The sequence below is a fragment of the Halobacillus sp. AWH4_228 genome (assembly GCF_056158365.1).
The window spans coordinates 2,755,729-2,769,399 of the sequence record NZ_JBSWTE010000001.1 but is presented as its reverse complement, the minus strand read 5'-3'; the positions used below and the strand labels follow the sequence as shown (position 1 = coordinate 2,769,399).

17 protein-coding genes are annotated in these 13,671 nt (G+C 46.1%); 15 read left to right on the top strand and 2 right to left on the bottom strand.

All coding sequences use genetic code 11. From position 1 onward, the window contains the following. Nucleotides 1-163 precede the first annotated feature (163 nt). The 3 genes from ACXADP_RS14325 to ACXADP_RS14315 all read left to right on the top strand — a co-directional run bounded on the left by ACXADP_RS14325 (nucleotide 164) and on the right by ACXADP_RS14315 (nucleotide 2,459). Nucleotides 164-703: a GNAT family N-acetyltransferase gene (locus tag ACXADP_RS14325; protein ID WP_474967980.1), complete on the top strand. Its 540-nt coding sequence runs from the start codon at nucleotides 164-166 to the stop codon at nucleotides 701-703. 1,070 nt (nucleotides 704-1,773) lie between these two features. Next, nucleotides 1,774-1,977 (top strand): helix-turn-helix transcriptional regulator, encoded by a 204-nt coding sequence (locus ACXADP_RS14320; RefSeq protein WP_160835229.1) that lies wholly within the window; start codon nucleotides 1,774-1,776, stop codon nucleotides 1,975-1,977. After that, nucleotides 1,977-2,459 carry a hypothetical protein gene (locus tag ACXADP_RS14315; RefSeq protein WP_474967981.1) on the top strand — a complete coding sequence of 161 codons (483 nt, stop codon included), beginning with the start codon at nucleotides 1,977-1,979 and terminating at the stop codon, nucleotides 2,457-2,459. The genes ACXADP_RS14320 and ACXADP_RS14315 overlap by 1 nt, the downstream gene beginning before the upstream one ends. Nucleotides 2,460-2,578: 119 nt before the next feature. On the opposite strand, the gene ACXADP_RS14310 is transcribed toward ACXADP_RS14315, so the two are convergent. Further along, a complete protein-coding gene (locus ACXADP_RS14310; protein WP_474971783.1) occupies nucleotides 2,579-3,028 on the bottom strand; it encodes a DUF1569 domain-containing protein in 450 nt (149 codons plus the stop codon). Nucleotides 3,029-3,446: 418 nt separating this feature from the next. Here ACXADP_RS14310 and ACXADP_RS14305 point away from each other — a divergent pair, with 418 nt between their 5' ends. The 12 genes from ACXADP_RS14305 to ACXADP_RS14250 all read left to right on the top strand — a co-directional run bounded on the left by ACXADP_RS14305 (nucleotide 3,447) and on the right by ACXADP_RS14250 (nucleotide 12,349). Continuing rightward, entirely contained in the window at nucleotides 3,447-4,079 is a 633-nt protein-coding gene (locus ACXADP_RS14305) for a lysozyme family protein (RefSeq protein WP_474971782.1), read from the top strand. Next, nucleotides 4,076-4,321: a hypothetical protein gene (locus ACXADP_RS14300; RefSeq protein WP_474967984.1), complete on the top strand. Its 246-nt coding sequence runs from the start codon at nucleotides 4,076-4,078 to the stop codon at nucleotides 4,319-4,321. The genes ACXADP_RS14305 and ACXADP_RS14300 overlap by 4 nt, the downstream gene beginning before the upstream one ends. Before the next feature lie 94 nt (nucleotides 4,322-4,415). Beyond that, nucleotides 4,416-4,838: a metallothiol transferase FosB gene (fosB, locus tag ACXADP_RS14295; RefSeq protein WP_474971781.1), complete on the top strand. Its 423-nt coding sequence runs from the start codon at nucleotides 4,416-4,418 to the stop codon at nucleotides 4,836-4,838. Between the two features lie 14 nt (nucleotides 4,839-4,852). Then, nucleotides 4,853-5,593 (top strand): class I SAM-dependent DNA methyltransferase, encoded by a 741-nt coding sequence (locus ACXADP_RS14290; protein ID WP_474971780.1) that lies wholly within the window; start codon nucleotides 4,853-4,855, stop codon nucleotides 5,591-5,593. Continuing rightward, nucleotides 5,584-6,153, top strand: a complete 570-nt coding sequence (locus ACXADP_RS14285) for a histidine phosphatase family protein (protein WP_474971779.1) — start codon at nucleotides 5,584-5,586, stop codon at nucleotides 6,151-6,153. Before ACXADP_RS14290 ends, ACXADP_RS14285 begins: the two co-directional genes overlap by 10 nt. Before the next feature lie 11 nt (nucleotides 6,154-6,164). Beyond that, nucleotides 6,165-6,818 (top strand): YdbC family protein, encoded by a 654-nt coding sequence (locus ACXADP_RS14280; RefSeq protein WP_474971778.1) that lies wholly within the window; start codon nucleotides 6,165-6,167, stop codon nucleotides 6,816-6,818. Nucleotides 6,819-6,834: 16 nt separating this feature from the next. After that, entirely contained in the window at nucleotides 6,835-7,203 is a 369-nt protein-coding gene (locus ACXADP_RS14275; protein WP_474971777.1) for a VOC family protein, read from the top strand. Continuing rightward, nucleotides 7,200-7,550 carry a nuclear transport factor 2 family protein gene (locus tag ACXADP_RS14270; protein WP_474967990.1) on the top strand — a complete coding sequence of 117 codons (351 nt, stop codon included), beginning with the start codon at nucleotides 7,200-7,202 and terminating at the stop codon, nucleotides 7,548-7,550. The genes ACXADP_RS14275 and ACXADP_RS14270 overlap by 4 nt, the downstream gene beginning before the upstream one ends. 223 nt (nucleotides 7,551-7,773) lie before the next feature. Further along, nucleotides 7,774-8,490 carry a phosphatase PAP2 family protein gene (locus ACXADP_RS14265; RefSeq protein ID WP_474967991.1) on the top strand — a complete coding sequence of 239 codons (717 nt, stop codon included), beginning with the start codon at nucleotides 7,774-7,776 and terminating at the stop codon, nucleotides 8,488-8,490. Between the two features lie 102 nt (nucleotides 8,491-8,592). Continuing rightward, the gene (locus ACXADP_RS14260; RefSeq protein ID WP_474971776.1) at nucleotides 8,593-10,095 is read left to right on the top strand and encodes a hypothetical protein; all 1,503 of its coding nucleotides are present in this window, start codon (nucleotides 8,593-8,595) and stop codon (nucleotides 10,093-10,095) included. Between the two features lie 24 nt (nucleotides 10,096-10,119). Further along, a complete protein-coding gene (locus tag ACXADP_RS14255; protein WP_474971775.1) occupies nucleotides 10,120-11,982 on the top strand; it encodes an SCO7613 C-terminal domain-containing membrane protein in 1,863 nt (620 codons plus the stop codon). 49 nt (nucleotides 11,983-12,031) lie between these two features. Then, nucleotides 12,032-12,349, top strand: a complete 318-nt coding sequence (locus ACXADP_RS14250; RefSeq protein WP_474971774.1) for a hypothetical protein — start codon at nucleotides 12,032-12,034, stop codon at nucleotides 12,347-12,349. 92 nt (nucleotides 12,350-12,441) lie between these two features. Here the strand turns inward: ACXADP_RS14250 and ACXADP_RS14245 are convergent, their stop codons facing one another. Next, nucleotides 12,442-13,608: an MDR family MFS transporter gene (locus ACXADP_RS14245; protein ID WP_474971773.1), complete on the bottom strand. Its 1,167-nt coding sequence runs from the start codon at nucleotides 13,606-13,608 to the stop codon at nucleotides 12,442-12,444. Between the last annotated feature and the right edge of the window lie 63 nt (nucleotides 13,609-13,671).

Genomic DNA, 13,671 nt, shown 5'->3' with positions numbered 1-13,671 from the left:
AGAAGGTCGTGTGCTTAGCAGGCCTTCTTTTTTTAAAGGTAATAAAAAGGCTAGCAATATTTTTAGAGTGATTAAAAAGATGCTTTTATTTTGAAATCGAGTATTAAACAAACGGGGACAATTCTTAAATAGATTAAATAAAGCTAAGGAGGAAGGTTCTCTCTTGGAATTCGCTACTGAAAGGTTAACAATCAGACCATTTAAAATGACTGACTTACAAGATGTATTTAACATCTACAATAACGAGGAGACATGCAGGTATCTACTGCACGAAAAATGGACATGTGAAAACATGCAGGAGTTATTTCAGAAGAAATTGGAGAACTGTTCTCTTACTAAAGAAACTGGCTTAAGTCTGGCAGTAGTGGACAGTACAAGCGTGATCGGTGATTTATCTATATGGTTTACAGGGGTTAAAGATACGGTTGAAATTGGCTATAGCTTTTCTGATCAAAATTCAGGTAAGGGATATGCAACAGAGGCAGTTAGTCAATTAGTGAAGTATTTATTCGAAGAAGTGAAAGTGCATCGGATCCAAGCCACCTTGGATGCAAGGAATTTAGCCTCTCAAAAGCTGTGTGAACGAATAGGCATGAGAAAAGAAGCGCACTTCAAACAGGATTACTGGAGCAAAGGTGAGTGGACAGACAGTATAGTATATGGAATGCTGGTTGAGGATTTGGAAAAGGAAGACAACAATTGAACTTCAAAGAACGGGGGCTTTTCCGCAATAACTTTTTGACAGTATAAAAAACAACCAAAAAATGGTTGTTTTTTTACGGTTTAAATTAGTAGATTCCATATGTATTTTATTCCATCCCACAATGCTATACCTAAAATTACTGCGAATATAAGTTTGAAAATATCTTTCATCATGCACCTCCAGATAAGATTACATGTATTACGGGAAATTACTACTCTACGTTTCATTATATGGATTGATAATTTCAATTCACGAAAAAATAGCTACTTTTTTCATGTAAAGGGACAGTTAAATTAAGATAACGAACTAAAGAATATCTCGAAATCAAGTATCCAAGGAAAGGGGGCGTTTCTTGAACATTGGGGATCGCTTCCTTCTTATGTTAATTAGGATAGTTGAAGGCTTAAATTTGAGATGAAACATTATGTTACTATCCAAATTAGTAAGGTCTTGTATGGTGAGATAAAAGATTACTTGTCAGGAGGTATTGCAAAATGAAATTAACTCTAAGTCTAATAGGCTTATTTTTGATAGTGGTTATATCAATCTATAATATTTTTAACAGAGATCTTCCTAGTGCCCAGATATCTGCTTTTACCGTATTTGCTTTTACAGTAGGTGGATTAATTGGCATATATATAAGTTATATAAGAAAACAGTAAAACAAAACTTTACAATAAGAGCAGACGGTCCAATAAGGAGGCTGCTTATTTTAGATAGCTTTGATTCACTTTTATAATAAGGCTGTGGTGGCTTGAATATTGAATCGTTAAGTTTTAATTCAATCTTAAGTTATCTCAGTATTAAGTCTTATAAAAACGGGAACTTTAGTTGAATAATTACTTTCGTATATTGCCTTGACGGAGCAGGTTTGTTCAACAATAATAGCCTGCTTTTGTACTAATTAGGCGGGGAAGTGGAGAAATAAATATTGCAAGCTGTACTCTGAAGATATGGTACAGTTTTTTTGTTTGAAAAAAGGAGTTTTGATGTTCGGGAAGTAAAATGAACTTTACAAAAAGAATAATTGACTTTACAATAACAGAGGGAAAATTTAGGAGTGATGTTGATTGTTGATTAATCGCGTGAAAGAGTTAAGAGCAAGATACAACCTAACACAAGGAAATTTGGCTGAAAAGATTGGTGTAACCAGGCAAACGGTTGTTTCATTGGAAAAGGGAAGTTACGTTCCTTCATTACTTCTAGCTATGAATATTGCAGAAGTTTTCAATGAGCCGATAGAAAATATCTTTTATAAAGAAGGAGAAGAGTAATGAGGTTATATTTGACAATTATTATAAGGTCTTTACTTTATGTTTCACTAGGGATTATGGTTTATGAATCTGTTAGAGTTGAACAACAATTTGAGTTATTAGGAAGAGGATATATCGATGGGTTTTCCGTAAATATAGATAATATGGTGGGCCAAGTATTTATTGGCATCACGATAATAGTAGTCATTATGAATGTGATTCATTTACTTTTTATGGGGAAAAATAAACAAGCAAGAATGGAAGACTATATCTTACCTGAATATGATGCCTCAGATGAACGGTCGGTGGAGATAACTGGAAAAGCAGTACGTTTTGCATTTGCTTTTATATTGTTGTATTCATTTTTAATCCTCGGTTCATATATGTTCGTTCCAAACTATTTTCTAGATTTTGTTTGGTATCCTATGTTCACGACAGCTTCGATACCAATAGTAGGTCTAATCTTCTATTTAATCTCATTCAAAATTCTATATTCTCGTTAATGGGAGCCGATTGTACAATAGCCCTTTATTACATAAGCACAAGAATTAACAAGGCATTAAGCTATTTATCTGATAAAGCAGGTGAATTTTTGATGGTACGGTTTTTTTAACTTCTGCCACTACACACCAAATTGTTTTAAATGGTGGTCAAGATGCTTGTAGGTTCCTTTTCCCCATTGTTCGGAAGTGAGTTTTCCGAAAAAAGGATGTGGATGATCTGTGCAAGCCTCTGGTCCATTTTTTTGAAATATGATTATTTTTTGTTTCAGTTTTTCTTTTTCCATTTCAAAATCTTTTTTAGATGTAATTAAAATGGTTGGAATAGTCGACATATTGTGATCTAAAGGTTTGTCATTATAAAAGATAGGTTTTGCAAATCTACCTACTAATAACCCTAACCAACCACGTGGGGGAAAAGTATTTCCCATTGCGATATCTTGGAAAGAAGAGCAATGAGCTAACATTTGAGACACATTCATTTCTCCCCATTTTGGTTGTGAATTTACATTTAGTCGTTCGATACGATTTAATATATCCTCTGTATACGTGATTTCAAAAATATTTTTCATTAGAATACTCCTTTAGTTTTTATTTTAATCCAAAACTGCCCTCGAATATTTAATATATAATACAACGTCAACGTTATTTAATCCTTTTATCTAATGGATGACTTAGTTAGAAATCTGCTTCAAGATATCCGGAATCACATCTTCACGTAAAAAGGATTTAGTTGAATAAGTCAAATACAAAAAGGACCTTTCATTAAATTGGAAGTTCCTTTTTGTACTAAAATCAACAGTGAACGTTAACAGTTCCTTCGTTTAAAAGTTAGAGAACATTCTGTTGGTCTGTATGGCTGTATAGGGGAGTAGAACAGGACTTTTGGAATACTTTACAAGCTCTTCAGTGTACGGTTTCTTGAGCATTTATTCTATCAATCTCTTCATCCTATTGTATGATAAAGAGAGAAGAAAAGGAGGAAAGGCAATGGCATCCAGTAAACGTAACGCATCCGGCCCGTGGAGACCTTTTCTTTTTCTCCTTTTAGCGGCCGGTCTTGTTTATCTCATCGTACAGGAAGCTGGTGGTGGTGGAGTGATGAGCAGTATCGTCGAAGAGGAGACGGACCCGCTCTCAGACAGTGTCCGGCAGTATGAAGAGGAAGTGGAGAACTACGCAGCGGAAGAGGGGATTGCAGACCAGTCGGATGTGCTGCTTGCCCTTATGATGCAGGAATCCGGCGGCCGAGGAGATGATCCGATGCAGGCGTCTGAGTCCTACTGCGGGGAAGTCGGGTGTATTGAGGATCCGGAAGTATCGATCCGGCAGGGCGTTTCCTACTTTGCCACAACGTTGGAAAAGGCAGATGGCGATGTCAAGCTTGCCCTGCAGGCCTACAACTTCGGGGCTGGTTTCATCGATTATGTCATGAACCGTGGCGGTGAATATACACAGGAACTGGCCATTTCTTTTTCAGCGGAAAAATATGAAGAGTTGAAGGATACGGGGGAATACAGCTGTATCCGGGAAGAAGCGGAGCAGTATGATGCCTGTTATGGGGATATCTATTATGTAGATGCTGTTCTCGATTATTATGAAGAAGAAGGTGGCGTATCATGAGTGCTTTTACAGCGATCACCTATGATGTCTGTCCGCACGAATCATTATTTGAAGCTATGAACCGTTATGAAATTGAAAAGGAAGAGGATATAGAGGCTGCTGCAGCCAGAGCGGCCGCGCAGGATGTGGCTCCTCTTGTCGAAGTCTATCAGACGCCGGCGGAAAAGGGAGCCGTTCCGCTGCTTTATCAGACATATACCTTCGAAGCCTACACATGCCGCTGTGGAGAACCCCGGGAATGAGAACGCATCCCGGGGTTTTTTGTGTGGAATATGATTGAAAATATTCAATTATTTTGAAATAATAAACGAAGTTTCATAGAAAGGGTGACGGTGGATGAAGGCAGCCGGATTGAACCATCTTCTTTATTCAGTCTCCGACCTGGAGCGCTCCATCCATTTTTATCAGGACATTTTCGGTGCGCGTCTGCTTGCGAAGGGGAGAACGACCGCTTACTTTGATCTTGCAGGGATATGGCTGGCCCTTAACGAAGAAAAGGATATACCGAGGCCTGAGCAGGCGTCCTACACCCATACCGCTTTTTCCATAGAGGAAAACGAACTCCCATCAATGGTCTTGATGCTGGAGGACCGGGGTGTAAACATTTTGAGCGGAAGGGAAAGGGAAACCGGCGATCGGTCATCGGTCTATTTTACAGATCCTGATGGGCATAAATTCGAGTTTCATACCGGGACATTGGCGGACAGGATGGATCATTACAAAAAGACGAAGCCGCATATGGAATTCTATGAGGACTGATCAGGAGGGGCAGGATGGGATACAAAGGTTCATCTATTTATGACGAAAATGAATTTTTTAATGCTTTTTTACACCGGCGCAACCGCCGTGAAAGTCCGAATAATGCGATGGAAAAGCCGGCTTTTCTAAACATGGTGGGAGAGGTTCATGACCAGCGGGTGCTGGACCTCGGCTGTGGGGATGGCTCCTTTGGATTGGACCTTTGCAGGGCCGGCTGCCGGATCTATGAGGGAGTAGAAGGATCAGCAAACATGTTTAAGGCCGCACAGGAAAACTTGAAAGCCGCCCGGGCCCGTCTTCACCATACAATGGTGGAAGATTTTAGAATGGAACCGGAAGCCTATGATCTGATTACTTCAAGGATGGTGCTCCATTATATAGAAGAGGTGTCCGTTGTCTTCCGAAGCGTCTATCAAGGCCTGAAGCCCGGCGGCCGCTTTGTATTCAGTGTGCAGCATCCGCTTCTGACATCGACTACAGCGCCGTCTGATCAGCCTGGGGGGCGTACCAACTGGGTGGTGGATGATTATTTTCATAGAGGAGAGCGGAAGGAACATTGGATCGATCATGAGGTCATCAAATATCACCGTCCTGTAGAAGCATACGTTCAGGAACTTCTGCAGGCGGGGTTCCGGATAACAGGACTGAAAGAAGGCTGCCCGGAGCCGGACGCTTTTCTTGAGAAAAAGGAATATGAACGGCGCATGAGGATTCCTCTGTTTCTTATTTTAGGTGGTGAAAAAGGGTGGATGTGACCTTTGTCCGACATGCGGAAGCTTGGCATACGGTGAATCCGCCGGAAAGTCTGCACCGCCGGCATCCCGCTTTAACTGGAGAAGGAAAGCAGCAGGCAGCAGAACTGCATAAGACACTTCCCCTCAGGAGCGGGGACTTTGTCTACATCAGTCCGACGGTCCGTACACTTGAGACGTTTCATTACTGGAATCACTCAGGAGAGGCAGAGGGTATGGTCACTCCTTGGGCAGGACCACGGATTTTTCCGCAGAGACCGGGATGTAAAACGCTCCCTTGTGACGAAATAATATCTATCGAAGAAGTATCCGCTTCCTGTCTCCATGTGGATGAGAAATGTGAGCCCGAATTATGGGACCACGGCATCAATCATATGAATGATGAGGTATTCTTCGATTATGGTCGGCGGTTTCTCCATCGGTGCCGAAAATGGAAAAAAGGGAGAGTGTTTTTATTGTCCCATGATGGAACTATCACCTCGTACAGGGAGATCCTGGAATCCCGTTCCCTTACAAGGAAAGATTTTTTGTTGGATGCTGGCTGGGTACATGTGCATGGATAAGGAGAATCTGCATGCTGATCAAATTAATCAAATGTAAAGTGAGTCCTGAAAAGAAACAGGCCTTTTCCGAAGCGCAGGCTTCATGGAGCCGGCTCAGGGATATACCCGGATTTTTAGGACAGGCCGGCGGCTGGAGCAAAAAGCATCCCTGCCGTGCTTTTATTCTTGCTTTCTGGGAGGACCGTCACTTTTACGACACCTTTATGAAGAACAACCATGATGAGGTATTTCATCAGTCAGGGCAGGATCAAATGTACGAGAAGCTGGACGTACAATTGTATGAACCGCTGTTTAACATCAAGGGCTCTGAGCCTGCCGGAATTTTTGGAGAGGGAGCCTTTCTGCGTCTGGCATTCACTCATGTGAAAAAGGAAAGAGTTCAAAGTTTCCTTAAGGTGCAGGAAAATGTTTGGAATCCTGGAATGGCTTCATCTCCGGGAATGACCGGCGGATTTTTCGCCGGGCATACAGAGAGTGAGAGCTGTTACCTTATTTTATCGAGCTGGGCGGATGAATCGTTTCATAGACGTTATCAATCGGATGTGTTTCCGAAACTTCTGACAAACGCTAAACCTGGAGATCTTGTGTCTACACTGACAGGAGACGGATGTGTCATCGAGGAAAGCTGGCGGGTGATGCCGGCTTTAATGGGGCGGCATTCTTGAATGGAGGAGAATGAGGATGACTGATAGAAAAGGAAAAGTCGTAGGGTTTGAACTAAGCAGTCAACAGCCGGAAAAAGCGGCAGCCTTTTATAAGGGAGTGTTCGGCTGGGATGTCGGAGAGTCTTCCTGGGGGTATGCCCCGGTGTCAACCGGTCAGCAAAACGGGGTCTATAGCGGCATTTCAAAAGGAGGCGCTGATTTCCCGCACGGCGCCCGCATCCAGGTCGAAGTGGCCTCCATTGATGAAACGATGGCCGAGGCGGAGCAGAGAGGCGCTCTCGTCGTAAAGGAGAAGTTGGAATACGAGGATTTTTACCTCGCCTATCTCGTCGATCCGACTGGTATCGGCTTCGGACTTATTGAACAAAAGGTGCGCTCATCATGAGCCTGCATGCCCATCTATATCAGCAGGAAACAGAGCTGTTGACGGCCGGGGTGAGGTCTTCGAGAGAAGAACTCGACCGGCGGCTCGCCGATGACTTCCAGGAAATCTCCAGTACTGGTGCTGTCTTTGGAAAAGACCATGTGCTCGAACGTCTGCCGCAGGAAGAGGACCGCGGTCTGTCATGTGAACAGTTTCAAGTACAGCAGCTCGCCGAAGATGCTGCATTGACCACCTTCCTGCTTCATATCAAAGAGACAGGGAAAACGTCATGGCGGAGCTCCATTTGGAAAAAGTATGGAGACACGTGGAAGATGGTTCATCACCAGGGGACCCCGACTCCGAAGTGAACGCACGCACAGGATTTGTTCCTGTGCTTTTTTTGTGCGTTTTTCCATGAACATATGGTTTGATCAATGATTTTCTGGAGGCAGCCAATCGTTTAGGAGTATCTCAACGAAATGGCAGATCTATCAACGAACAGGCTGATCCAGACATTTTCAGTTGTTTGCGCAGGGTGTGGGGAGGGGTAAGAGAAGAGTAGTTGAACTTGGGTGAAAGGAGATCATCATTATGCTATTCCGTGGTATTCATCCTTCCGAGCCCTCCAAAGCCTCTGTCGTTACAGTCATCATCGGCTTCTTTTTGATGGGTGCGGCGTTTTACGGCTTTATTGAGCTGGCGGAAGATGTGATGGAAGACGAAAAATTTGCGGTCGATCAGGCCGTGTCGAATATAACAGCATCGCTGTCCACCCCTGGACTTGATCAGTTCATGGGAACGGTGACGGAGCTTGGATCTGTCTGGTGGATCACGGCTGCTTCTGCTGTGACGCTGATTTATCTGGCTTTCTTTTCTAAAACGAGCCGGTGGCTGTGGGTGTTCTTCCTCGTCAATATGATCGGCATCAGTGCGTTAACAAAGGGCCTCAAACTGCTGTTTGAACGGCAGCGTCCGGAAGTGCTGGAGCAGTATGACGGTGTGGGCTACAGTTTTCCGAGTGGTCATTCGTCAGGAGCGATGGCTTTTTATGGGTTTTTGATTTATCTGGTCGTCATCAGCCCCCTTCATAAAAAATGGAAATGGACGATCAATGTTTTTTTATCAGCGGTCATCGTTCTTATCGCTGTAAGCCGGACGTTTATCGGGGTGCACTATTTCACTGATATCGCTGCAGGTCTCGCGCTTGGTCTCGGCTGGCTGCTGATCTGTATGGCCGCGCTGGAAATGATGATGTGGCGCCGGCGCAGAAACCATCAAGCCTCTGAAAAACAAACGATGTCGTCCTGATGGAAACGTCCGGCTCTTCAAAAGAAGGGGCGGACGTTTTTTTATTCGCGACCCAAATAATGCCATGCTGGTGTTACAATGGATGGGATAGGAGGGAGAGCGATGGGGAAATATGCCGATCAGCTGAAAGATGAATACTTCCACGAGAGGCTGAACCGATTGCGAAGCGAAGGCTACATCGATGAAGCGACTTATACATATGTGAAAAAACAAGATCAACACTATAAGGAAGCCGTGGCCGCAAGGATCGAGCGTCAGGAAGCTTCCGAACCCGTTAAAAAGGAAAGTCCCATGCCGGCTGAACCGGTAAAGAAGGTGAAAAAGCAGAAGTCACCGGAAGAGGTAAGGGAGCGGAACATTACGTGGTCCTTGATCCTCGGAGTAGCCCTGCTGCTTATGACAGGGGTGATTCTTGCAACGAGTCAATGGGATCAGATGGGGCCCGGGGCGAAGCTCACGGCCATCATTGGAGTATCCCTCTTCTTCTTTGCGCTCAGTTACGGGACGAAAAGGGTGCTTGGCATTGAAAAAACGGCTTTCGCCTTTTTGACACTCGGCAGTTTATTGATTCCGGTAGCCATTCTTGCCGCCGGTTATTTTGAACTGTTTGGCAGCTATTTTTCGTTGGACGGAGAAGGGCGCTACATCCTGGGGGTGTCAGGAACGCTGATCCCACTGCCTTTGTATATCCGCCATGCCATGGTTTACCGCTCGCGGCTGTATGTGTGGATTTCGCTGGTTTTCATGAGCATGACCACGTCATTTGGGGCCGGGGCACTGCCTGTCGGTACAGATGGGTTTTACCTCATCGTCATGGTCTACAACGCTGCTCTGCTTGGAGGATATATCCGTTTTAGAAAACAAAAGCGCTGGCAGCTGTTTACGAAAGAACTGCCGTTATATACCCAGCTGCATCTTGTCTTATCGACTCTGTTCATGCTCTTCTTTTTTGAAGAGGAGGTCTTTTACAGCTTTAACCTGCTGCTTACAGCGGCCATGTATATGGCGATGGTATTTATCTACGGGGCGAAGGAATATCAATTCGTCTTTTCCGCTATGCTCGCCTATGCTGTCTATCAGCTTGTCGAACACTCGCCGCTGCAGCACATTGAAGAGGTGATATTTCCTGCGGCAGGTCTGCTTTATGTAGGTTTTGCCTATGCCGTGAAGCAGCAGGGATTTGTCAAAAAGATGTTCCACTATACGAGTGGTGTCGTTTCTATTTGTGCTTTTATCTATATTACGTTCCAGAGTCTGCAGCTCCGTGCTGAACAGGATTCCTGGCTGCTTCTGGCTGCGTATCTGATCATCATGATCAACTATCTGCTGCTTGCTGTTGTTTCAGGACGGTCCATTTTCAAGTATATGGCTCCGGTTTTTTATATAATCAGTGCCGCTCAGCTCTGGTCACTGCTTGGCAGTGGACCGATGTATCTGTTTGTCTATACTGCCGCTGCGCTTCTCTGCCTGTACCCGGGTCTTTGGGGAGAAGGACGGTGGCTGCAGCCAGTTAAGTTCAGCAGCTTTTACATAAGCCTGCTGGCCATGGCTGCTTGTATTACGCTGGCTTGGACGATGGAGGCCTATGGTCATCTATCGCTTTAGTTTCTCGTGAGCTCAGCGCTCGCCGTGGCCGTCTATAAAAAGGGAGCTGAACAGGATTGGCGATGGACGGCCCAGTGGTTTCATCCCGCAGCCCTCTTGACTTCCATGATTCTCATCTACCAGCCGATGACAGACCAGCTTCCGGCATATGGAGAAGGGTTTGGCTATTCGTTTCATTTGGCGTGTTCCGGGCTGATCCTGTTAGCCGGAGCAGGCGGTTGGCGGCTCTTGAAGGAAAAACCATTGGAGATCAAGACGTTCTACATCGGGCAGGGCACCTATATCGCAGCCATGGCTCTGTTGCTTGTCGATCCGCTCGTGGATCAGATATTTGTCCGCCCGCTGTTATTGTTTATCGGTTTATTCGTCACGTACGGTTTGACAGTTTATGGATCGAAGGCGTCCCTTTGGATTTTTCCGGCCTTAACGACAGCGGGTTTTTACTTGTCGCTCATCAAACCCCTGCCGCTTCCCGGATTTGAAGGAGCGCTCGTCTACAGTCTGTTTGCACCGGTATGGCTGCTTGTCCTAGCAGAAAAAGGGAAAGCGCTCGGGCTCCGTCCGTCCTTTTACGTGCTGGCTCATGGTATGCTTCCGGTCATCATCGGGTTGATGTGGCTGACGACGCTTGGAACAGAGGGCGTTCATCCCCTGTTTTTCCTTGTCCCTCTTGGTGTGTACAGCTGGAGCTCCTGGCGGGAAGAACGAGAGATTGGCCGGCGGTTGATGCTTTATGCCGCTGCCTTCCTTGTCTATGTTTTGATTTACACGCTTTCAGAGGAGTGGGGTCTTTGGACGCTGATTCCGGGCGAATATGCGTTTATGATGACTACGGTTATTCTCGGGTTCGTCTGGACCTTTTTGTCTCATCCATGGAAAAAACGCCTGGACTGGTTTTTGATCCCATTTTCCATTCTTGGTCTTGCGCTGATCATGAGCCGGAGCGGCCTTATGGCTTCCTGGGAAATTGCACCTATGTGTGCATACGTCATCATCACGCTTGTGTTGATTCATCTCCGCTGCTGGTGGTATGTCCTGTTCCTGCCGCTGCTTCTCACGCTGTTGATGTGGGAGAACATCGGACAGATTTGGGGCAGGGACGTATGGATTCCAGTTCTTGCATCTGCGGCTGTGCTCGTGTACGGGGCAGGTTGGTACCTGTTCCGTTCTCTCATCGCTTCCAGACAGAAAGTCGATGCCTATGCGTTCACCGCCCTGCTTTATATCGGTTTTCTTACGATCTATACGGCAGCCTACGGGAACGCATGGGTGGAAGTCCTGCCGCTGCTTCTCACAGGCTCGTGGATGATGGTATCCGCTTCAAGATGGAACCGTCCCTTGTTTGATAAGGTGTCCTACACGATCGGGAGCGTCTGTTTTTACATGGCTTATCTTTGGATCCTTGTTGATTATAATGCCTATATTCCTGATCTATTGGAAGCTGAACTGTATACCCTGCCGCTGCTGTTCGTCCTTTATCTGTTACGAAAACGAACGTGGCACGAGTACAGGGGGGCTATGAGTCACGTGCAGTCCGCGCTCCTTCTTTTCATTGCGGCCTATCTTGTGAGTGATGCGATCATCAGTCATACGCTCTGGGATGCGTGGATCATTGGCGGTTTATCCGTTGTGTCCATGTTGGCGGGGATGCAGCTGAAGATTAAATCGTACTTTTTTACAGGAATGGGTGTGCTCATTTTCAATGTCTTCTACCAGACGAATCCCTACTGGGGCAGGGCGCCGTGGTGGGTGTACCTGTTGACGGCAGGGCTGTTATTGATCGCGACGGCCAGTTACAACGAATGGCAGAAGCAGCAGTCCGGAAGAGGAAAGCCTGTGGAACGGAAACTGAAAAAATTGTGGCTCTCGCTTAAACAATGGGATTAGCACGCTTTTAGGCTTCTGTCATACGATGGGGAGAAAAAGGAGGGTCTCGATGATGCATCATCCGTCTCATAGGTCTCCCCGAACCAGAGGACAGAAGCAGGGAGCGAAGGATTTCTGCCATCAGCACCTTTATCAAATGATCCAGATCGAAAATCATGATGGTTCCGTTCATGCCGGCATTCTGCACAGCTTCGACGACGAACAGCTGTATTTGCTCAAGCCTGCCGGTCAGCAGCAGGTGCCGCAGAGCCAGGGCAGTGCTGACAGCCGTTTGTTCTTTCCGTTTTTCGGTCCTTTCGGTTTATTCGGCTTTCCGTTCTGGGGCATCCGCCGTTTCGATCCCTTTTACCCTTACTACTGGTATTGAACGGGCCGCCTCGTTTACGTATATCATTTAACCCGTCCCAGGATAAGAGGAGAGGACGGGTTTTTGTGTGAGTGCTTCTGGATGCACATCCATCATCCGGCCATCCTGTCTGGTTCATCCATGGAATAGATGGTCAGGCGGTTTGTCTGAATGAATGCACCGATGATCAGGAGGATTCCAAGCGTGGAAAACAACCATCCTCCACCGAAAAAGGAAAGCATGAGGCCGCCTGTGAATGGACCAGCGGACCGGGAGAAATCCCAGTGCAGGCCGAACAAGGCGAAATATCTTCCTTTATGAGCCTGCGGGGCGATTGTGCTGATGAACGTCTGCATCGGATTGAGCACCAGAACAGCCCCAATACACAACAACAGCTGTGATACAATAAGTCCAACGAAATGAGTGGAAAACGCAAAACCAAAAGCAGCCGCTGTATAAAACAGCCATCCGGTCTGGATGACCCGTATCCGCGGCCATTTTTCCGCCCAATGGACAAGCAGGACTTCAAAGCAGATAAAGAAGAGCGTGCCGGACATCTGCAGGACTGAAAACGTCCAGAGATAATGTTCCATATTCTCTTTCAAGTAAATCGGCCAGTTCGTTTCCATCTGGGCATGAAACAGACTGATCGGCAGCATGCTGCAGGCAAGGAAGGCTGGTTTTTTATAGGGGACAGGCTTCCGCTCTGAAACTTCTGTAAGGACACCGGTCCATGACTCCGGCAGCCACAGCCAGACGATCAAGGCATAGATGGAGGTGAGCACGGCCAGCAGAGCGAACAATAACGGTGGATGCCAGCTGAAAAGCACCGCTCCAACCGCAGGTCCGGCCAGGGCGCCGATATTTGAACCTGTCTCCAGCAGCGCAAACGTCCGTGTTTGTTTCTCCAAAGGAACCGTTTCTGATATCTGCGCCCTGGCCGCAGGGATGTAGACAAACCGCCCAAGGCCATTCAAAAAAGCACAGACGGCAAACGTCCATACATCTTGAGCCACGATAAATCCAACCATCGCCGCTAGTTGAAACACCAGAGAACCTAAAAGCACTGGTCTTCGGCCGAAGCGGTCGATCCACCTGCTGAAAAGCAGTGTGAAAAGAATTTCCGTGAAGGGCTGGATGCCAATGACCAAAGCAGTCAGACTGAGGTTTTCGTCGAATCGGTCATACATATACAGAGTTAAAAACGGAAGTAAAAGGATGGAGATAAAGGATAGGAGCGCATGCCCGCCGGTCTGAATCATTATCGTCCGTGTTTCCATTACTAAGACCCCTTTCCTTAGGAAGTAAACCTATTGTATTGGAAAGAAGGAAGGGCGGACGTG